The organism is Azospirillum sp. UFLA03-27, assembly GCF_059803775.1.
This window is the reverse complement of record NZ_JAUQTX010000128.1, coordinates 1-19,019: the sequence shown is the minus strand read 5'-3', so window position 1 is coordinate 19,019 and position 19,019 is coordinate 1. Positions and strand designations below refer to the sequence as shown.

14 protein-coding genes are annotated in these 19,019 nt (G+C 68.7%); 5 read left to right on the top strand and 9 right to left on the bottom strand.

Features of this window, described 5'->3' with window-relative positions:
• Nucleotides 1-187: 187 nt before the first annotated feature.
• Together Q4I23_RS19080 and Q4I23_RS19075 are read right to left on the bottom strand one after the other, a co-directional pair.
• Nucleotides 188-1,585, bottom strand: a complete 1,398-nt coding sequence (locus Q4I23_RS19080) for a nucleotidyl cyclase domain-containing protein (protein ID WP_498527219.1) — start codon at nt 1,583-1,585, stop codon at nt 188-190.
• A 203-nt stretch (nt 1,586-1,788) separates the two neighbouring features.
• On the bottom strand, nt 1,789-3,165 hold the full coding sequence (locus tag Q4I23_RS19075; RefSeq protein ID WP_498527218.1) for a hypothetical protein: 1,377 nt from the start codon (nt 3,163-3,165) through the stop codon (nt 1,789-1,791).
• Between the two features lie 253 nt (nt 3,166-3,418).
• Between Q4I23_RS19075 and queC the strand changes: the two genes are divergently transcribed.
• Nucleotides 3,419-4,114 (top strand): 7-cyano-7-deazaguanine synthase QueC, encoded by a 696-nt coding sequence (gene queC / locus Q4I23_RS19070; RefSeq protein ID WP_454018865.1) that lies wholly within the window; start codon nt 3,419-3,421, stop codon nt 4,112-4,114.
• 191 nt (nt 4,115-4,305) lie between these two features.
• Here the strand turns inward: queC and Q4I23_RS19065 are convergent, their stop codons facing one another.
• From Q4I23_RS19065 to Q4I23_RS19050, 4 genes are all read right to left on the bottom strand, one after another.
• Nucleotides 4,306-5,220: a branched-chain amino acid ABC transporter permease gene (locus Q4I23_RS19065; RefSeq protein ID WP_498527217.1), complete on the bottom strand. Its 915-nt coding sequence runs from the start codon at nt 5,218-5,220 to the stop codon at nt 4,306-4,308.
• 22 nt (nt 5,221-5,242) lie between these two features.
• A complete protein-coding gene (locus Q4I23_RS19060) occupies nt 5,243-6,409 on the bottom strand; it encodes an ABC transporter substrate-binding protein (RefSeq protein WP_498527216.1) in 1,167 nt (388 codons plus the stop codon).
• A gap of 51 nt (nt 6,410-6,460) precedes the next feature.
• Nucleotides 6,461-7,111 carry an elongation factor P hydroxylase gene (locus Q4I23_RS19055; protein ID WP_094301879.1) on the bottom strand — a complete coding sequence of 217 codons (651 nt, stop codon included), beginning with the start codon at nt 7,109-7,111 and terminating at the stop codon, nt 6,461-6,463.
• 118 nt (nt 7,112-7,229) lie between these two features.
• The gene (locus Q4I23_RS19050) at nt 7,230-9,239 is read right to left on the bottom strand and encodes a methyl-accepting chemotaxis protein (RefSeq protein WP_498527215.1); all 2,010 of its coding nucleotides are present in this window, start codon (nt 9,237-9,239) and stop codon (nt 7,230-7,232) included.
• A 401-nt stretch (nt 9,240-9,640) separates the two neighbouring features.
• Here Q4I23_RS19050 and Q4I23_RS19045 point away from each other — a divergent pair, with 401 nt between their 5' ends.
• The 3 genes from Q4I23_RS19045 to Q4I23_RS19035 all read left to right on the top strand — a co-directional run bounded on the left by Q4I23_RS19045 (nt 9,641) and on the right by Q4I23_RS19035 (nt 13,815).
• Complete coding sequence (locus Q4I23_RS19045) at nt 9,641-10,792, top strand: glycosyltransferase family 2 protein (RefSeq protein ID WP_498527220.1); 1,152 nt, start codon at nt 9,641-9,643, stop codon at nt 10,790-10,792.
• Nucleotides 10,789-12,480, top strand: a complete 1,692-nt coding sequence (locus Q4I23_RS19040; protein WP_498527214.1) for a glycosyltransferase family 39 protein — start codon at nt 10,789-10,791, stop codon at nt 12,478-12,480. Before Q4I23_RS19045 ends, Q4I23_RS19040 begins: the two co-directional genes overlap by 4 nt.
• Nucleotides 12,481-12,660: 180 nt before the next feature.
• Nucleotides 12,661-13,815 carry a serine hydrolase domain-containing protein gene (locus Q4I23_RS19035; RefSeq protein ID WP_498527213.1) on the top strand — a complete coding sequence of 385 codons (1,155 nt, stop codon included), beginning with the start codon at nt 12,661-12,663 and terminating at the stop codon, nt 13,813-13,815.
• Between the two features lie 27 nt (nt 13,816-13,842).
• Here Q4I23_RS19035 and Q4I23_RS19030 read toward each other — a convergent pair whose 3' ends face one another.
• The 3 genes from Q4I23_RS19030 to Q4I23_RS19020 all read right to left on the bottom strand — a co-directional run bounded on the left by Q4I23_RS19030 (nt 13,843) and on the right by Q4I23_RS19020 (nt 17,082).
• Nucleotides 13,843-14,262, bottom strand: a complete 420-nt coding sequence (locus Q4I23_RS19030; RefSeq protein ID WP_188259067.1) for a nuclear transport factor 2 family protein — start codon at nt 14,260-14,262, stop codon at nt 13,843-13,845.
• A 134-nt stretch (nt 14,263-14,396) separates the two neighbouring features.
• Nucleotides 14,397-15,386 carry a hypothetical protein gene (locus Q4I23_RS19025; protein WP_498527212.1) on the bottom strand — a complete coding sequence of 330 codons (990 nt, stop codon included), beginning with the start codon at nt 15,384-15,386 and terminating at the stop codon, nt 14,397-14,399.
• A gap of 127 nt (nt 15,387-15,513) precedes the next feature.
• A complete protein-coding gene (locus Q4I23_RS19020; protein WP_498527211.1) occupies nt 15,514-17,082 on the bottom strand; it encodes an FAD-dependent oxidoreductase in 1,569 nt (522 codons plus the stop codon).
• 146 nt (nt 17,083-17,228) lie between these two features.
• Here Q4I23_RS19020 and Q4I23_RS19015 point away from each other — a divergent pair, with 146 nt between their 5' ends.
• Nucleotides 17,229-18,893, top strand: coding sequence for an NAD+ synthase (locus tag Q4I23_RS19015; RefSeq protein WP_498527210.1), 1,665 nt, complete (start codon nt 17,229-17,231; stop codon nt 18,891-18,893).
• The last annotated feature ends 126 nt before the right edge of the window (nt 18,894-19,019 follow it).

The following is a 19,019-nucleotide window of genomic DNA, read 5'->3' as shown; positions in this document are numbered from 1 at the left end:
GTTATAGTCTCGTGGGCTCGGAGATGTGTATAAGAGACAGATGGAGGGCCGGAAAAGAGGGGCGGTCAACCAATCAGCAGGCCAATCGGCAGGCCAATTGGTAGCCCCGTCTTTTCGCACAGATGGGCGGGCTTGAACACAAAAGGTCGCGCCGACAGCGGGTGCCCGCCCGCTTAGCCCCGCCTGCTCACCCCCAGGGCGTGTCGTGGTGGCGCCGCCGCCGCGACCGCTGGAGGAGCTGGCGTTCGGTGCAGCGCTTCATGTGCTCCGGCACCTCCGAATCCTCGCCGATGATGGGACCGCTCAGATAGGCGGCGCCCGCGGCCTCCGCCGCCTCCAGCTCCACCGGGTTTCGGATGCCGTCCACGTAGGCGAACATGCCGAACTTGCGCGGTCCGGGGCAGAAGGTCTGGACCCGCTCCAGGATGTGCGGCTCGTCCTCCCGCCCGTCCAGCCGCAGCCCGACTCCCTTGACGCCGGCGGTGGCGTAGACCGACAGGTCGCCCGCGTCGTCGTGCAGGATGACCATGGCGGCGCGGGCGAAGGGGCGCAGCATCGCCACGATCTCCGCCAGCCGCCCATAGGGAACGCCGGCCGGCAGCCCATCCAGCTCGAAGGCCAGGAAGGGCATCAGCACGCGCGGGATCATCCGGCAGGTCTGGATGTATTCACGCCGCCGCCGGCTGGAGGCGAGCGTGCCGAAATGGATGGGGATGGTCTGGGCGTAGCGGAATTTGTTGGCGTACAGTTCGTTGTAGGTGCTGACCGCGAGGCTCAGCGTCTCCATGTCCAGGTCGAAGACCGCCTCCTCGCGCTCCGGGTCGAAGGAGTCCATCAGGTTCAGATAGCGGGCCGTGTCCGCATCGGTGCGGCAGCAGTAGGTCGACACCACCTTGTGCTTCACGTCGAAGACCGGACGGAACAGCACCTTGGGCCGGCTCTGCGGCGTGATGGTGTCCGTCGGCATCTCGGTCCAGTGCGGGTGCCGCGCCTCCGCCGGAATGGCCGCCGGAATGGCGCCGTCCGCCGCCGCGGGAGAAGCCGGCGCGGCGCCTTCCGGCTTGTGGACGGCGTCCTTGAGCAGGTCGGCCAGCCGCGCGGTGTCCAGGGCGACCCCGCCGCCGACATCGACCACCGCGGTCTTGACGGTGATGCGCCGCGTGTCGGCGTGGCCCAGCAGCGCCTGGTGCAGGCTTTCCATCACCTTGCTGCAGGTCAGTTGCGCCGCCTTCCGGTCGGCCTGGGCGAAGACGATGATGTAGTGGTTCTCGCCATAGCGGAACCAGACGTCGCGCGGCGACAGCACCTTCTTGAGCATGCGCTCGGTGTAGACGTGCACCCGCTCGTTTACGCTTCCCCAGCGGTCGCCCAGCTCATTCCGGATCTCATCGAGGCCGATCAGGTGGACGGACCCCGCGGTGACCGTCTGGCTGTGCGTCAGAATCTGCCGGGCGCGTTCCTTGAAGGACTCGTCGATCGATTGGGTGGAGGACGGAGCCAAGGACGGGGTGAGGCCGTCGTCGTGTTGCGGTGGGTCGTGTTCCGGTGGGGCATCGTCCGGACCGGAGGGATGGTGTGTGACCATGGTCGAGCTTCCCTTTCCGGTTGTGGGGAGCGCGAACCCAAAGGCAGGGCAGCCGCCTGGAATGGGTGCGAACTTGAATGGATCGACTGCACAAACAGCATGATCCTTTCGCACTTGCTAATGCGTTAACGGAAGCGTGGGGCCGGCCTTTGCAGACGGACTATGCGAAAAGAAGCGTCCTTTTCCGAACGTGCCTATGCCGACTAGCGCCGTGCCTTGACTCTGGCCCTCATCAGCATCTGCTTTTCGGTGCAGCGCCGCATGTGTTCGGGAACGTCGGAATCCTTGCCGACCACGGGCCCGCTGACATAGGCCGCCCCGGCTTCGATCGCCGCCTGAAACTGTTCGATGTTGCGGATGCCGTCCAGATAGGCGAACAGACCGTGTTTGCGTGGGACGGGGCAGAAGGCGTTGATCTTGTCGATGCAGCGCTGATCGCCGTCCCGGAAATCCATGGCCAGCCCGACGCCCTTGACGCCGGCGTTGGCGTAAACCGCGATGTCGGGGGTTTCCTCCCTCAGGATGATGATGGTGGCGCGGCCGAAGGGGCGCAGCATGGTGACCATCTCGGCCAGCCGGCCGTTTGGAATGCCCTGCGGCAATCCTTCCAGCTCGAAGGCCAGGAAGGGGATCAGGCAATTGGGGATCATCCGGCAGGACTGGAGATACTCCCGCCGCCGCCGCACCGAGGCGAGGGTCTCGAAATGGACGGGGATGGTCTGGGCGTAACGGAATTTGTTCTTGTACAGCTCATTGTAGGTGCGGACGGCATGGCACAGGGTCTCCATGTCGTAATCGAAGATGGCCTCCTCCTGCAGGACGTCATCCGCGGTGATCTGGTTGATGTGCCGGCAGGTGTGGAGATCCGGCCGGCAGGTGTAGGTGGAGATCACCTTGTTTCGCACATCGTAGACCGGGCGGAACAGCACCTTGGGCCGCGGCGGCGGCTCACCGTTCCCGAGCGCGAAATCCGTCAGAGACAGGCGCTGCCTCTCCTCGAACCGCTCCCCGGGCTGCGGCTTGGCGGACGGTCGTTCCGAAGGGTAGGCCGCGTGGAGCAGCAAGTCGTCCAACCGTGCGCTGCCGACCGCGACGCTGCCGTCGATTTCCACCAGCGCGGTCTTGACGATGATCTGGCTGGTGTCGCTGTGCCCCAACAAGGCCTGATGAAGGTCTTCGACGATCTTCCCGCAGATCAGCTGGGCCGCCTGTATGTCCGCGTGGGCGAACACGATGATGAATTGGGCCTCGCCGTGCCGGAACCACACGTCGTGAGGGGAGAGCATCTTTTCGAGCAGGCGGGTGGTGTAGATCTGGATCCGCTCCTTTACCCGCTCCCAGCGGTCGCCGAGCTGGGCCCGGATGTCCTCCAGACCGATCAGATGCACCGCTCCGGCGGTGATGACCCGTCCGCTGAACAGGATTTCCTTGGCGCGGTCCCGGAAGGCCGCGTCGTTCAGATGGCAGGAGGATTGGCAATCCGCCGCCTTGGCGGCGCCGGTGCAGTCACAGGTGGGGCCAGTGCAGGGCGATTCCGCGTGTTCGTCCTGGGCGCTGGGCGGCGGTTGGACTGCGTTCACGGCGATGTCTCCCCTGCAACCGGCGGAGGTCGCGGTGCCGGTTCTATGCCTGCTTTCTGAAAGTTCGTCGTGCCAACGACTATGCTGCCGGGGGAATTTCCGAAGCGTTAACAGCCTGAGGTTTTTTCGATCCGGCCACGGGGATGTTGCGCGGCGTCTGCCGTTGGCGTTGACCCATGGACAAGGACGGGATTATGCCGGGCCGGCCATGTGGCCATGGGAAAGGTCAGTAGCCATGGAAAAGGATTGAGAGATGAACGCGAAGAATGCGGTGGTGCTGGTCAGCGGCGGGCTGGATTCCACGACGGTGCTGGCCATCGCGCGCGAGCAGGGGTACCGGCTGAACGCGCTCAGCTTCCGCTATGGGCAGCGCCACGCGGTGGAGCTGGAAGCGGCCAAGCGCGTCGCCGCGGCCATGGCGGTTGACCGCCACGTCATCGCCGACATCGACCTGCGGGCCTTCGGTGGCTCCGCTCTGACCGACGCCATCGACGTGCCCAAACACGCCAGCGCGGCCGATCTGGGGACAGGCATCCCGGTGACCTACGTCCCGGCGCGCAACACGGTGTTCCTGTCCTTCGCGCTGGCCTGGGCGGAGACGCTGGAGGCGTCGGACATCTTCATCGGCGTGAACGCTCTGGACTATTCCGGCTATCCGGACTGCCGGCCCGAATACATCGCCGCCTTCGAGACCATGGCGAACCTCGCCACCAAGGCGGGGGTGGAGGGGACCAGCCGGTTCACGATCCACGCCCCGCTGATGACCCTCGACAAGGCGGGCATCATCCGTCGCGGGCTGGAGCTGGGGGTGGATTACGGCCTGACCCACTCCTGCTACGATCCGGCGCCGGACGGCACCGCCTGCGGCTCCTGCGACAGCTGCCTGCTGCGGCTGAAGGGCTTCTCGGAGGCCGGACTGGCCGACCCGGTGGCCTACGGGCCGCGGTAAGGTTCGGGATTCTCGGCGGGCAGCAGGGCTTCACGGATTTCACGGATTTAAGCACGGATTTCTTTTTGGTCGTGCCCGGCGCGTGCTGACCGAAGCGTCTCGCGTTGCGCACGGACCAGAAAAATCCGTGTCATCCGTGTCCAAATCCGCGAAATCCGTGTGAATTCCGTTGCCTCCAAGAATTCCGGACCTCAGTGCGCCGGGAACAGCCCCTTGGGCTTGATCGCCAGGACCATCGCCATCAGCACATAGATCGCCATGGAGGCCAGGGCCGCCCCGGCGGCGCTGGCGTTGGCGGCGTCCATCACCAGACGGAAGGCGGCCGGCAGCAGGGCGCGGCCCAGCGTGTCCACCATGCCGACCAGCAGGGCGCCGGCCAGCGCCCCGCGGATCGAGCCGATGCCGCCGATCACGATGACGACGAAGGTCAGGATCAGGATCTGCTCGCCCATGCCGACCTGAACGGCCAGCACCGGCCCGGCCATGGCGCCGGCCAGCCCGGCCAGCCCGCAGCCCAGCGCGAAGACCAGCCCGAACAGCAGCCGGACATCCACCCCCAGCGCCATCACCATCTCGCGGTTGGTGGCGCCGGCGCGGATCAGCATGCCGACCCGCGTGCGGGCGATCAGCAGCCACAGGAACACCGCCACCGCGATGCCCACCGCGAGGATCGCCAGCCGGAAGGCCGGGTATTTCAGCCCGAACAGGTCCACCGTCCCGGCCAGCGCCGCCGGCGGGTTCAGGAAGATGGGGACCGGGCCGAAGACGATCTTCACCAGCTCGTTGAAGAACAGGATCAGCCCGAAGGTCGCCAGCACCTGATCCAGGTGGTCGCGGCGGTAGAGCGTGCGCAGCGCCACCGCCTCCACCACCAGCCCGAGGAGCGCCGTCAGCAGAACCGCCGCCGCCAGCGCCAGCGGAAAGCTGTCCAGCACCGGCACCAGCGCCGCCGTCAGGTAGGCGCCGACCATGTAGAAGGTGCCGTGGGCGAGGTTGATGAGGTCCATGATGCCGAAGACGAGCGTCAGCCCGGCGGCCATCAGGAACAGCATCACGCCGAGCTGAAGCCCGTTCAGCCCCTGTTCGACGAGGAGGAGCGCGTCCATTCTCCGGCGTCCTGGCTGCGCCTCACTTCATCGGACAGTCTTTGACGTAGGCGTCGGCGTGGTTGGTGAAGACCGTGGCGACGGTCTTGTTGGTCACCGCACCGTCAGCCCCTTTCACCACCTCGCGCAGGTAGATGTTGTGGATCGGGTAGTGGTTGGTGTTGAAGGCCACCTCGCCGCGCAGGCTCTGCAGCTTGGCCGAGGCCAGAGCGGCGCGCAGCTTGTCCTTGTCCTTCAGGTTGCCGCCGACCGCCTTCACCGCCGTGTCGATCAGCAGCGCCGTGTCGTAGCCCTGGGCGGCGTACATGGACGGGATGCGCCCGTATTTGGCCTTGAAGTCGGCGACGAACTTCTTGTTGGCGGCGTTGTCGAGGTCGGGGCTCCACTGCGCCGAGTTCTTGACGCCGAGCGCGGACTCGCCGACCGCCGCCAGGATGTCCTGGTCGAAGGAGAAGCCGGGGCCGAACAGCGGCACCGCACCCTTCAGCCCGGCCTGCTCATACTGCTTGATGAAGTTGATGCCCATGCCGCCGGGGTAGAAGACGTAGACGGCGTCCGGCGCCGCGGCCTTGAGCTGCGCCAGCTCCGCCGCGTAGTCGAGCTGCCCGACCTGGGTGTAGACCTCGCCCGCGACCTCGCCCTTGTAGTAGCGCTTGAAGCCGGCCAGACCGTCCTTGCCCGCCGGGTAGTTGGGGGCCATCAGATAGGCCTTCTTGAAGCCCTCGTCCTGGACATGCTTACCCACGGCCTCGTGGATCTGGTCGTTCTGGTAGGCGGCGTTGAAGAAGTACGGGTTGCACTGCGCGCCCGCCAGCTGCGACGGGCCGGCGTTCGGGCTGATGAAGAAGGTCTGCCCACCGGCCAGCGTCGGCAGCATCGCCAGCGCGAGGTTCGACCAGACCACGCCGGTCACCACCTGCACGCGGTCGCGCTCGACCATGCGGTTGGCGAGGCCGACCGCGACGTCCGGCTTCTGCTGGTCGTCCGCCTCGATGACCTGGGTGTCCTGCCCGCCCAGCTTGCCGCCCGCATGCTCCACCGCCAGCGCGAAGCCGTCGCGGATGTCGATGCCCAGCCCCGCGCCGGGGCCGGACAGGGTGGTGATCATGCCGATCTTCAGCGTGTCCGCCGCCACCGGGGTGGCGAGCAGGGCCAGCGCGGAGGCCAGCGTAAGCAGGTTGCGGGTCATGACGGTCCAGCCTCCAGGGGTATTATGATTGATTTGTGGGCAGCGCGAATGTCAGGCAGCCCGCATCCGTTCGTCTGCCCGCTTGTCCGCCCAGGCGCGCGCCGTGGACGGGCGGCCCTCGGCGTCGATCAGGCCGCGGGTGAAGAGTTCCTCGACATGGCGGATGAAGAAGGCGGCGGTGCTCTCCCGCTCCCAGCGCTCCATCCAGTTCTGCTCCAGGAAGGCGAGGATCGCCGGCTGGCCCAGCTCGGCCTCCCACAGCACGCCGAGCAGGGAGGTCTGCTGCTCCTCGTGCATGCATTCCTCGAAGGTCAGCTTCTGCTGGCTGCGCGCCTCCTTGCGCAGTGTCGTCTCCGGCCCCGGCCCCAGGCCGAAGTCGTAGAGCGCGCGGCGCTCGGGCGCGGCGACCAGCCAGTGGGCGACCTCATGCACGATGACCGTGGATTCCACATCGGTCCGGATGACCTCGCCGTCCCACATGAAGGAGGCGTTGGGAGGCTCGTCCAGCGTGCCGATGCCGTGGGCGTGGGCCAGCCGCACCGCCTCGGCGCGCTGCTCCGGCGTGTCGACGCCGCCGGGCACCGGCCATGTGGCGGCGATGCGCCGGAAGGCGGCGAGGGGCAGGGGCTTGCCGGCCAGCAGGCGCTCGAAGGTCGCCAGGGCCTCCGGCATCGTCTCGGCCGGGATCGGGGTCAGGATCATGATGGGAAAAGCAGTCCGGGGTGCGCAGTGACCCCTATTTGCCCAACAGGGCCGGCGTGGCGCAAGAAAAACCCCTCCTCCAGCGCAATCCGATGGAGGAGGGGGGAAGACGAAACCGTCAAGCGGCCCGCATGTCGGTCAGGAAGCGCGAGACGAAGCCGCGCAGCCCCTCCGCCTCGCCGCTCAGCCCATCGGCGGCGTCGAGCACCTGACGGGAGGCATCGCCGGTGGCTTCCGCCGCCTGGGTCACTCCGGCGATGTTGCCCGACACCTCCTGCGTGCCGCGGGCGGCCTGCTGGACGTTGCGGCTGATCTCCTGGGTGGCCGCACCCTGCTCTTCGACCGCCGCGGCGATGGTGGTGGAGATGTGGCTGATCTCGCCGATCACGCGGCCGATCTCGGCGATCGCCCCGGCAGCCTCGCGGCTGACCTGCTGGATGCCGGCGATCTGGCCGGAGATGTCCTCCGTCGCCTTGGCGGTCTGGTTGGCGAGGCTCTTGACCTCCGACGCGACGACGGCGAAGCCCTTGCCGGCCTCGCCCGCGCGGGCGGCCTCGATGGTGGCGTTCAGCGCCAGCAGGTTGGTCTGGCTGGCGATGTCGTTGATGAGCTGCACCACCTCGCCGATGCGCTGGGCGGCGTCGACCAGCCCGCGCACGGTGGCGTCGGTCCGTTCGGCGGTGCTGACCGCCTGCCCGGCGATGCTGTTGCTCTGGGCGACCTGCCGGCTGATCTCCTGGATCGAGCTGGTCAGCTCCTCCGCGGCGGCGGCGACGGTCTCCACGTTGGCGGTGGCCTGGGTCGATGCGGCGGCGACGGCGCTGGCCTGTCGGGTGGTCTGCTCGGCGGTGGCCGACATGCCCTGGGCCGTGCTGTTGAGCTGGGTGGCGGCGGAGGACACGCGGGACAGCACGTCCATCACCATGCGGTCGAACTCGCGGGTCAGGGAGTCGATGCGCTCCGACCGCTCCCGGCGGGTTGCATGCTCGGCGGCCTGCTCGGCGGCCATGCGGTCGGCGTCGATCAGGCTGTGCTTGAACACCTCGACGGCCTTGGCCATGCCGCCGATCTCGTCGCCGCGGCCCAGGCCGGGCACGTCCACCCGGCGGTCGCCGCCAGCCAGCCGGGTCATGGTGTCGGTCATCGATACGATGGGCCGCGACAGGCCGCGCCCGATCAGCAGGGCGGAGATCAGCCCGAGCAGGACGGCGACCGCGGCGGCGGCGGTGGTCACCGTCCGGGCGCGGTCGATGTTCTCGGTGGCGGTGGTGCCGAGCGCCGCCTGCTGGCGGGCGCTGGCGTCGCGGAGCTGCTCGACCCGTGCGTTGACGGTCGGGCCGAGCGTCTCCAGCACTTGCGAGACCAGCTCGTCCCGCTTGGTGGTGGCGACGACCGCCTTCTCGAACTGAGTGGCGAAGACGCGCTGGTAAGCCAGGAAGGAGGAGGCGCCGCGGCGGCGCTCCAGCTCGGTCAGCTTGGCGAGCATCGCGTTGCCGCGCTCGCGGGCGTTCTGCAACTCCTTGCGGAAGATGTCGGCGCTCTCCGCCGAGCCGTCGGTCAGGAAGCGGTTGGCGGTGTTGCGGGCGGCCAGGAAGTGGCGCGCCGCCATGCCCGCCTGATAGGCGGCCTCGGTGTCGCCGTCCGCGTAGGCGCTGTCCATGACGCCGCTGAGCGCCTTCTCCATCTTGACCCCGAGGTCGAGAAGCTCCGCCGACGCCTCGTTGCGGGTCGCCTGGAACTCCATGATGCGGGTGAAGGCCTCGCGGTATTGGCCCAACTCATCGTCCATCTGCGTCACCGTGCGGTTCAGCGTCGGCTCGGTGAACAGGGTCTTGGCCTCGTCGATCCGCCCGTCCAGGTCGGCGGCCAGCGAGTCCACCATGTGGGCGGCCTCTTCGCTGCCGGTCAGCAGGAAGGTCTTGGCCTGGAGCTGGACCTCCAGCATCGTCGCCTGGATGCGCCCGACCTCGGTGGTCTGGCGGGCCAGGGTCTGATAGGTCGCGAAGCCGTGCTTGGCGTCCATCAGGGCGTAGACCCCGATGCCGCCGATGGCGACCAGGAAGAGGAGAACCCCGGCGTTCGCCGCGGTGATCTTGGTGCCGACCCGAAGATGGTTGAACAGGCTCATGGTCGGGAAAACTCCGGATGAGGCTGATGGTTTAGATACAAAACATGGCAGCGTCCGCTTACCAATTCATTAAGTGTGCCAACTGGTTTCCGGCTCCCGAAAACGGGCATGAATCCCCTCCACGCACGCTTGGGGAAGCCCTTATCCTTCCGGGTTCTGGCGGTTTTGCAGAGCCTTGGAATATTTGTCGGGACCGTGGCGTTAGCCCACCAGCGACGGACCGTTCCGGCGCCGGTTCCAGCGGTGTGCTGGTCACGGCTTAGGCCGTGGATGGTCACAATAGAGGCGTTTTGCTCATCCACATGTATCGTGCTATATGCCAAAGGGCGAAGCGCCCCGCCGGGGACGCCTGCTTGGACCCTTCCGACCCGGCTCGTGATCATCTGACCCAACGGCCGGCCATGTCCCTGACCGACGCGCCCACTCTGGCGACCTCCGCCAACCCTGCCTCCACCCCCACTCCCGTCACCGGTGACACCGCTTCCGCCCCGAAGCCGTCGCGCTCCGCCCGCACGAAGCGGGGGCGCCTGTCGGTGGTGATTCCCTTCTACAACGAAGGTCCCAACATCGCGGCGCTGTTCGAGCGGCTGGTGCCCGTGCTCGACCGGCTGGACGCCGAGTGGGAGGTGGTCTGCGTCAACGACGGCAGCCGCGACGACACGCTCGACCGCCTGCTCGACGTCCATGACGACGACCCACGGGTCAAGGTGGTCGACCTGTCGCGCAACTTCGGCAAGGAGCTGGCCCTGTCGGCCGGGCTGCGCCACACCACCGGCGACGCCGTGGTTCCGATGGACGCCGACCTGCAGCACCCGCCGGAGCTGCTGCCGCAGTTCCTCGCCAAGTGGCGCGAGGGCTACGACGTCGTCGTCGCCGTGCGCCACGCGCGGGTGGGGCAGAGCCTGAAGCACCGGGCGTTCGCCCGCGCCTTCTATTGGATCTTCGACAACCTGTCGGAGGTCAAGCTGCCGCGCGAGGTCGGCGACTTCCGGCTGATGGACCGCCGGGTGGTCGACGTCATCAACCGCATGCCGGAACGCACGCGCTTCATGAAGGGCATCTTCGCCTGGGTCGGCTTCCGTCAGGCGAGCATCCCCTACCAGCAGGGGGAGCGCGCCGGCGGCGACACCAAATGGGGCTTTCTGAAGCTGCTCAGCCTGTCCTTCGACGGGCTGACCGCCTTCTCCACCTTTCCGTTGCGGGTGTGGAGTCTGGTGGGCATGGCGATCTCCGGCTTCGCCTTCGTCTACATCCTGCTGCGCCTGCTGCGCACCCTGATCTACGGCATCGATGTGCCCGGCTATGAATCGCTGCTGGCCGCGGTGCTGTTCATGGGTGGCATCCAGCTTGTCACGCTGGGGGTCATCGGCGACTATCTCGGCCGCGTCTTCAACGAGGTGAAGGGGCGCCCCCTCTACATCGTCCGTTCCGCGCACGGCTTCGAGGACGAGGCCGCGGCTCCGGCATCCAATCCAGCAGCCAATTTGGCGGCCAATCCGGCGGCCAATGCAGGCGCTTGGCGCCAGCCCGGAAGCGAGGACCGCCGTTCATGAGTCTGATGCCGCCGATCGGCCTGAATCCCCTTGGGGCGGCGCCCCCGGCGGGCGCCCTCTCCCAGCGCCGCGCCGGCGCCCTGTGGGACGACATGGCGCGCGCGCTTCTGCTGTGCCTGATCATCCTCGCCGCGCTGACCTTCCGGAACTACGGGATCAGCACCGACGAGGAGGTGCAACACATCTACGGCAAGAAGCTGCTGTCCTTCTACCTGTCCGGCTTCACCGACCGCTCGGCCTTCCATTTCAAGGACCTGTACCTGTATGGCGGGCTGTTCGATCTGATGACCGCCGTGGTGGTCCCGATCTCGCCGTTCGAGGAGTACGAGACGCGCCACCTGCTCTGCGCGCTGGTCGGGGTGCTGGGCATCGCCGGCTGCTGGCGCTACGCCCGGCTGCTGGCCGGGCCGCGGGCGGGCTTCCTGGCGGCGGCGCTGCTGGCGCTGTCCGGCGTCTATTACGGCGCCATGTTCAACAACACCAAGGACGTGCCCTTCGCCGCGGGCATGGTGTGGACGCTCTATTTCGCCAGCCGCATCATCGGCCAGATGCCGGCCCCGCGCCGCAGCGCCGTGCTGAAGTTCGGGCTGGCGCTGGGCCTGACCCTGTCGATCCGGGTGGGCGGGGTTCTGGCCGGCTTCTACCTCGCGGTGGCGCTGGCGCTCTATGTCGTGCTGGTGGCGTGGCAGGGCGGGCTGCGGCCGGCGCTGGGCGTCGTCCGGCGCGCCGTGCCGCCCCTGCTGCCGGCCATTCCGCTGGCCTACGCGGTGATGGCGCTGTTCTGGCCCTGGGCCGTGCAGAAGCCGCTGAACCCGCTGGAGGCCCTGCGCGTCGTCTCGCACTTCCCCATCGACATCCAGACGCTGTTCATGGGGCAGATGGTCAGCTCCGCCGCCCCGCCGGCGCTCTACCTGCCGGTCTATCTGGGGGTGAAGCTGCCGGAGGCGGTTTTGCTGGGCACCCTGGCTGCGGTGGTGCTGGCCACCCTCTGGGTGGTGCGCGGCGGCTGGCGGAGCGTGGACGGCGCCTTCGGCGCGGTGCGCTGGGTGCCGCTGGCCCTGGCGGCCTTCCTGCCGGTGATCCTGTTCATGCTGATGCGCCCGTCCGTCTACAACGGCATCCGCCATTTCCTGTTCGTGGCGCCGCCGATGGCGGTGCTGGCCGGCATCGCCTTCGACCGGCTGTGGAGCGGGGCGGAGGCGCTGGGCCGGCGTACGGGGCAGGCGTACGGGGCGGCGGCCATTGCGGTGGCCGTGCTGTACGCGTGGCAGCTCGGCGCCATGCACCCGAACCAGTACGTCTACTACAACCAGTTCACCGGCGGGCTGAAGGGCGCCGAGGGCCGGTTCGAGCTGGATTACTGGGGCAACTCCCAGCACGAGGCGCTGGCCGAACTGATCGCTCTGGTGGAGCGCGAGAATGGCGGCAAGGCGCCGCCGCGCCAGTACACCCTCTCGGTCTGCGGCAACACGCTGGCCGTGCGCTTCGAGCTGCCGCCCTGGCTGAAGCTGGTCAACGGCACCGGTCTGGACTGGCGCAAGGCCGATTTCTTCATGGCCTTCACCCAGGTCAAGCAGTGCCCAAGCCTGCTGGGCGGCCAGCCGATCATCGAGGTCGCCGCCGACGACGTGCCGCTGACCATCGTCAAGGACCGCCGCCCGCCGCTGGCGGAAATTCCCACCGAATAAAATCCGGCCGAGTAGACCGCTTCTTACCGGCCTAACCCGCCCGGCGCGGCCTGCTCCGTTGGCGTGATGTCCGTCCGCGGGCGTACCGCCGGGCGGGACCGCTTCCCACTCTTCCCTCAGCGCGCCCATTCCGCGCGCCGATGACGGAGGGTGGGGATGCGGGGGCCGGTGCTCGGTGTCGTGTCGTTTCTTACGCTCACCGTCTGGGCGACGGCCCCGGCCCCGGCGGACGGAGTGGCCCCGGACCGTCTGCGGGAGGCGGTGACCGCGCTGGCCGACCGGCGGCTGGCCGAGGCGGGGGCGGGCAGCATCGTCGTCGGGGTGATCCGCGACGGGCGCAGCCTCGTCGTCGGGCGCGGCGACAGCGGGCGGCCCGACGGCGGCCCGCCGGACGGGCGCACCCTGTTCCAGATCGCCTCGCTGACCAAGCCGTTCACCGGCACCATCCTGGCCGAGCTGATCCGCGCCGGGCGCGTCGCCCCGACCGACCCGCTGGCCCGCCATCTGCCCAAGCCGGTCCACGCCCCGGACTTCGACGGCACGCCGATCCGCCTGCTCGACCTCGCCACCCACACGGCCGGGTTGCCCAACGTGCCGGAGACACCGCGCTTCTCCTGGAGCCGGCTGGAGGACCCGCGCAACCCCTACAAGCCGCTGACGCGGGAAGAGGTGGGGGCGTGGCTGTCCGGCTTCAGCCTGACGGTGCCGCCGGGCACGCGCTTCCGCTACTCCAATGTCGGCATGGCGGTGCTGGGCGAGGCGCTGTCCACCGCCTCCGGCATTCCCTATGAGACCCTGCTGAAACGGGTGGTCACCGACCGTTTCGGCATGACCGACACCACCCTGACGCCCACGGCCGGGCAGCGCGCCCGCAAGGCGGTGGGCCACGCCCGCGGGCAGGTGGTGCCGGATTGGGAGGCGCCGGCCATGCAGCCTTCCTTCGGCCTCTACTCCACCGCCGACGACCTGCTGCGCTGGCTGCGCGCCAACATGGGCGACTGCACCGGCCTGGGAAAGGCCGCCTGCGACGAGGAGACCGCCGGGACGCTGGCGCTCGCCCAGTCGGTGCAGGTGGACGGGCGGGCGCTGCGCGACCCGGGGGCGCTCGGGCAGGGGGCGATGGCGCTGGGCTGGTTCGTCGCCTGGGCGGCGGACGGCACGGCGATTCTCTGGCATTCCGGTTCCACCGGCGGCTTCAACGCCTACATCGCCTTCTCACGCGCCCACCGCTGGGCCGCGGTGGCTCTGACCAACAGCGACCCCGAGCGGATCACCGCCGACCGGGTGGTGGGCGATCTGATCTGGCAGTTGGAGAGGGCGGCGGAGCGTCGCTGAACGCGCGAGGGGGAAGAGGGGCCGCCGTCAGTGCAGCAGGCCGCCGGGGGGTAGGCGGTCGGGAGGCGTCAGGATTTGCGAGGCGGGTTCGGCGACCGGTCCGGCCTGATGGTGGGCCAGCCGCCACTCGCCGTCCTCGCGCGCGAACAGGTTGGTCGCCGCCAGCACCGCGTCTCCCACGATCTCCTCGCAGAGGACGACGGCGGTGTCGCCGTACAGGCTGACGCGTTCGTTGCGTGCCTGCACCGCTGGGCCGCGGGGGGAACGCAGAACGTCCTGCCAGCTCGACACCACCGCCTCCCGGCCGAACAGGATGGTCCAGCCGGGATGGATGCAGGACACGGGCAGGCGGGAGGCCCACAGCCGGTCCATGGCGGGGAAGTCACGCCCGGTGAAGGCTTGGTAAAAAGCCCGGTTCGCGGCCAGAACGGCGTTGCGGTCGGTCATGGGGAAGCGAATCTCCGAAACAGCGAAAGCCGCTTCTATACAGGGAGCCGGCTGGACGGCAAGCGCCGGCCCCCGTTATCACAGATCGCACCCCTTTTGCGGGCGTCCCTTCCGGGAAAACGACCCGCCCCTCCTCACGCCTTGATGTCCACCTTCTGGGACGCTTCCGCTGCGGCGGCGCCCTTGGCGGCGCTGCTGCCGTCGGTCAGGCCGGGGATGGGCTGCGACAGGTCGAGGTTCAGGTGCATCACGCCATCGGCGCTCTTGGTCGGGGTCAGGGCGCCGAGGCCGTTCATCCCGCCCTTCGCGGCCATGCCGTTCAGCTTTTCCAGGACGCCCTTGATCTCGTCATCGCTGAAGCCGTTGGCGCGGACGATCATGCCGGTGGCTTTGCCGGACACCTTGGTCGTGGCGGCGGAGAACATGGCACTGCCCGAGCCGTCCGCGTTCAGCGTGGCCGCCAGCCCGCGGTCCTCGCGGGTGAAGTCCAGGGTGGACTTGGCGAAGGAGATGCGGACCGACTTGTCGCCATCCTGGATGGTCAGCTCCATGCCGCGGGACTCGATGGACCACTGCGACCGGGCCTCCTCCATGCTCATGCCCATCTGGCTGAAATCCATGGACTTCAGCTTGTCCTTCATGGCGCTGCCGAAATCGCCGACGGCGCCCTTCACGTCGTCGTCCGACATGCCCAGCCCGCCGAGCAGGCTGCCGAGATCGCCGGCCATGTTGTCGATGGCCTTCTCGAACAGGCCGGAGAGGCCCTTGGACTGCTCCAGCGCCTTCTGCATGATCTGCTCGGCCTGCTTGGCCCGGTCGGCCATCGCCTGGGAGCCGGTCTTGCCGCCGGCGGCCGCGTCGCCCGCCGCTCCGGCGTTGGCACCGTCGGCACCCGCCGCCGCGGGCTTCTTGCCCGACAGGTTGTCGAGCAGGTTTTCCATCGACTGGCTGATCGTGTAGGCCGGGCTGGCGCTTTTCGCGGGAGTCGCGGCGTCGGCGGCGGTCGTGGCGGTGGCCTTGGCGCCGTCCGCGGCCTTGCTCTCGGTTGCCTTCTTGGCGTTGTTCGCCTGTTGCAGGACCGTGCTGGTCGTCCCTGTCGGTCCGGACATTTCCGAGTAATACATCGCCGCCTCCCGCGCGTGATCGTTTCGCCGTAAGGGTATGATCGTACCGGAGTCCTTTACCACAGGTTAATTCGTCGCAGGGTTCCTGCAACGCTCGGTCGAAACTCTTCGGTTTCGAAGGATTTTATCAGTTTTTGCTTGCGGAGTCCTCCACGGGCGCGAGGGGCTGGGTGGCCGGGCCGTTCAGAACCGTTCCGTCCACGGCGAAGCGGGAGCCGTGGCAGGGGCAGTCCCAACTCCGCTCGCCGGGATTCCAGCGCACCACGCATTTCAGATGGGGGCAGATGGCGGAGCGGCGGTGCAGCGCCCCCGACTCGTCGCGGAAGACGGCGACGGGCCAGACGCCCGATTTCAGAACCGCGCCCTGGCCGGGTTGGATGCGGTCCTCCCCCTCCAGCTCCGGCCCCTGCACGTAGGGCAGGAAGTGGCGGGCGGCGTCCAGGTTCTCCCGCAGGTAGGTGCCGAGTTTGCTGGTCATCTTGCGGCCGGGGTCGTACAGCGCGGCCCACGGACTGCCGCTGCCGTGGATCAGCTCGCACAGCACCAGCCCGGCGATGGTGCCGTGGGTCATGCCCATGCCGCTGTCGCCGGTCGCGACGAAGACCCGCCCGCCATAGGCCGGGTCGGGGCCGATGAAGGCCAGCCCGTCGAAGGGCTCCATCACCTGCCCGGACCAGCGGTGCTCGACCGCCCCGGCCTGGGGGAAATGCGCGCGCGTCCAGGCCTCCAGCGCGGCCCAGCGCTCGGCCATGTCGCGGGCCTCGCCGGTCTTGTGGTCCTCGCCGCCGACGATCAGCCGGTCGTGGTCGGCCTCCGGCTGGAGCCGCACATAGTGATAGGTGTCGAGCGTGTCCCAATAGAGGGCGTCGGGCACGCTGCCCTTCGGCACCCGCAGGGAGATGGCGTAGGTGCGGTAGGGCGCCTGCTTGGAATGGATGGCGAAGCGGTCGCTGATCGGGGAGTTGGTGGCAACGACCACCGCATCGGCCTCGACCAGCGCGTGGTCCGGCCCGGCCTCGACGCGCACGCGCTCCCCGTCCTGCCGGATCATTGAGACATGCGCCCCGGTGGCCAGCGCGCCGCCGCGCGCCAGGAAGGCGCGGGTCAGCCCGGCCAGATAATCGAGCGCGTGGACGCGGGCCTGCCGGGGGAAGCGCAGGCAGGGGCCGGGATGCCGGATGGGCGGGGTGTCCAGCCGCTCGACATCGTCCAGCCCGGCGCGGCGGGCGGCGTCGCGCTCGCGGTCCAAACTGGCGGGGTCCTGCCCCGGCGCCAGCATCAGATAACCGTCGATCCGGGCGAAGCCGCAGTCGATGCCCTCCTCGCGGGCGATCCGCTCGATGGTGTCGATGGCGGCGCCGTGGCTGTCCGCGGCCATGCAGGCGCCGGACTCGCTGTGCAGCCGTTCGATCTCGGTGAAGCGGTCGTCGATGACGTTGGAGAGATGCGCCGTGGTGCGCCCGGTCTCGCCGCCGCCCGGCGGCCCGTCGTCCAGCAGCAGAACCGACTTGCCGGAGCGCTGGAGCAGATAGGCGGTGGTGACCCCGGCGATGCCCGCTCCGACGATGATCACATCAGGCCGCAGTGCGCCCAGCGCCGCGGCGGTAGGGGCGACCGTCCCGGTGGGCATCGCCGCCCCGCCGCGGTCCATCCAGACGGAGGTCGTGGCACCGGAACCCTGCCCGGATTTCTGCATGACCGGTCATCCTTCTGTTGGCGTCCTGTCCTTCCGGCAACACAGCTTGCGGTGGGGCGGTTCCGCTGCGGCCGTGCGCCGCTTCCGCCCCCGGCCTCCGGCTGTTACGGTGTCGCCGATCCGCCGCTTTCTCGGACGACGCCGCCATGACCGACCGCTTCTCCATCGCGCTGGCCCAGATCAACCCGACCGTCGGCGCCATCGCCGCCAACATCGACCGCATCCGCGACGCGCGGGCGGAGGCCGCCGCGCGCGGCGCCGACCTTGTGGTCTGCCCGGAGCTGGCAGTGACCGGCTACCCGCCGGAGGATCTGGTGCTGAAGCCCTTCTTCCTGGACGTGGTGGAGCAGGCGGTGCGTGAACTCGCCGCCGAGACGGCGGATGGTGGCCCGGCCCTGCTGGTCGGCGCGCCCTGGCGCGACGGCGACAAACGCCACAACGCCGCCCTGTTGCTCGACGGCGGAACGGTCGCGGCGACCCGCTTCAAGGTGGACCTGCCAAACTATGGCGTCTTCGATGAGAAGCGCGTCTTCGTCCCCGGTCCGCTGCCCGGCCCGATCAACGTCCGCGGCGTGCGGCTGGGTGTTCCGATCTGCGAGGACATGTGGTCCACCGACGTGATCGAGACGCTGGCGGAAAGCGGGGCGGAGATCCTGGTGGTCCCCAACGGCAGCCCGTTCGAGCTGGACAAGCACGACCAGCGCGTCCAGCTTGCCGTGCGGCGGGTCACCGAGTCGGGCCTGCCGCTGCTCTACGTGAATCAGGTGGGCGGACAGGACGAGCTGGTCTTCGACGGTGCCAGCTTCGCGCTGGGCGCCGATTGCCGGCTGGTTGCGCAGGCCCCCGCCTTCACCGAGCATTTGCTGATCACCCGCTGGGAGCGCGGCGCCGACGATGTCTGGAGTTGCGCCGACACGGAATGCGTCGCTCCGCCGGAGGGTCTGGAGTCGGTCTACGCGGCGCTGGTGCTGGCCTTGCGCGACTATGTGACCAAGAACCGCTTTCCCGGCGTCGTCCTGGGCCTGTCGGGTGGAATCGACTCGGCGCTGTCGGCGGCCATCGCGGTGGACGCCCTGGGCGCCGAGCGGGTGCACGGCGTGATGATGCCGTCGCCCTACACCGCGCAGGACAGCCTGGACGACGCCGCGGAATCGGCGGAGCTGCTGGGCTGCAAGCTGGACACCGTTCCCATCGTCCCGGCGATGGAGGCGTTCGAGCGGATGCTCTTGCCGGCCTTCGCGGGTCGTGACCCGGACGCCACGGAGGAGAACATTCAGGCGCGCTCCCGCGGCGTCACGCTGATGGCGCTGTCCAACAAGTTCGGCCCCATGGTGCTGTCCACCGGCAACAAGTCGGAGATGTCGGTCGGCTACGCCACGCTTTACGGCGACATGTGCGGCGGCTACGCCGTGCTGAAGGACGTCTATAAGACGACCGTCTACGCGCTGGCGCGCTGGCGCAACGCGCAGGTGCCGGAGGGCGCGCTCGGCCCGGCGGGCCGCGTCGTTCCGGAGCGCGTGCTGGTCAAGGCCCCGACCGCGGAGCTGAAGCCCGGCCAGACCGACCAGGATACGCTGCCGCCCTACGATGCGCTGGACGACATTCTGCGCTGTCTGGTGGAGAAGGATCTGGGCGTGGCGGAGATCGCCGCCCGCGGCCACGCGCCGGAGGTGGTGGACAGGGTCTGGCGCATGCTGCATCTGGCCGAATACAAGCGCCGCCAGGCGCCTCCCGGCCCGAAGATCACACCGCGGCTTTTCAACCGCGAGCGGCGCTATCCGATCACCAACGGGTTCGAGAGCATTGCGTGAGGTGTTGAGGGAGTAAAGCGCATTGCCCCCTCCCTAACCCTCCCCCGCTTCGCAGGGGAGGGAAGGGGCCTATGCTGTCTCTTATACACATCTGACGCTGCCGACGATTATACGCGAGTGTAGATC

Excerpts from the sequence above, each read along its gene's own strand:
- Q4I23_RS19040 (WP_498527214.1), top strand. The coding sequence starts at position 10,789 with ATGAGTCTGATGCCGCCGATCGGCCTGAATCCCCTTGGGGCGGCGCCC.
- Q4I23_RS19030 (WP_188259067.1), bottom strand. The coding sequence starts at position 14,262 with ATGACCGACCGCAACGCCGTTCTGGCCGCGAACCGGGCTTTTTACCAA.
- Q4I23_RS19080 (WP_498527219.1), bottom strand. The coding sequence starts at position 1,585 with ATGGTCACACACCATCCCTCCGGTCCGGACGATGCCCCACCGGAACAC.
- Q4I23_RS19060 (WP_498527216.1), bottom strand. The coding sequence starts at position 6,409 with ATGACCCGCAACCTGCTTACGCTGGCCTCCGCGCTGGCCCTGCTCGCC.
- Q4I23_RS19050 (WP_498527215.1), bottom strand. The coding sequence starts at position 9,239 with ATGAGCCTGTTCAACCATCTTCGGGTCGGCACCAAGATCACCGCGGCG.
- Q4I23_RS19065 (WP_498527217.1), bottom strand. The coding sequence starts at position 5,220 with ATGGACGCGCTCCTCCTCGTCGAACAGGGGCTGAACGGGCTTCAGCTC.
- Q4I23_RS19045 (WP_498527220.1), top strand. The coding sequence starts at position 9,641 with ATGTCCCTGACCGACGCGCCCACTCTGGCGACCTCCGCCAACCCTGCC.
- Q4I23_RS19020 (WP_498527211.1), bottom strand. The coding sequence starts at position 17,082 with ATGCAGAAATCCGGGCAGGGTTCCGGTGCCACGACCTCCGTCTGGATG.
- queC (WP_454018865.1), top strand. The coding sequence starts at position 3,419 with ATGAACGCGAAGAATGCGGTGGTGCTGGTCAGCGGCGGGCTGGATTCC.
- Q4I23_RS19025 (WP_498527212.1), bottom strand. The coding sequence starts at position 15,386 with ATGTATTACTCGGAAATGTCCGGACCGACAGGGACGACCAGCACGGTC.
- Q4I23_RS19015 (WP_498527210.1), top strand. The coding sequence starts at position 17,229 with ATGACCGACCGCTTCTCCATCGCGCTGGCCCAGATCAACCCGACCGTC.
- Q4I23_RS19055 (WP_094301879.1), bottom strand. The coding sequence starts at position 7,111 with ATGATCCTGACCCCGATCCCGGCCGAGACGATGCCGGAGGCCCTGGCG.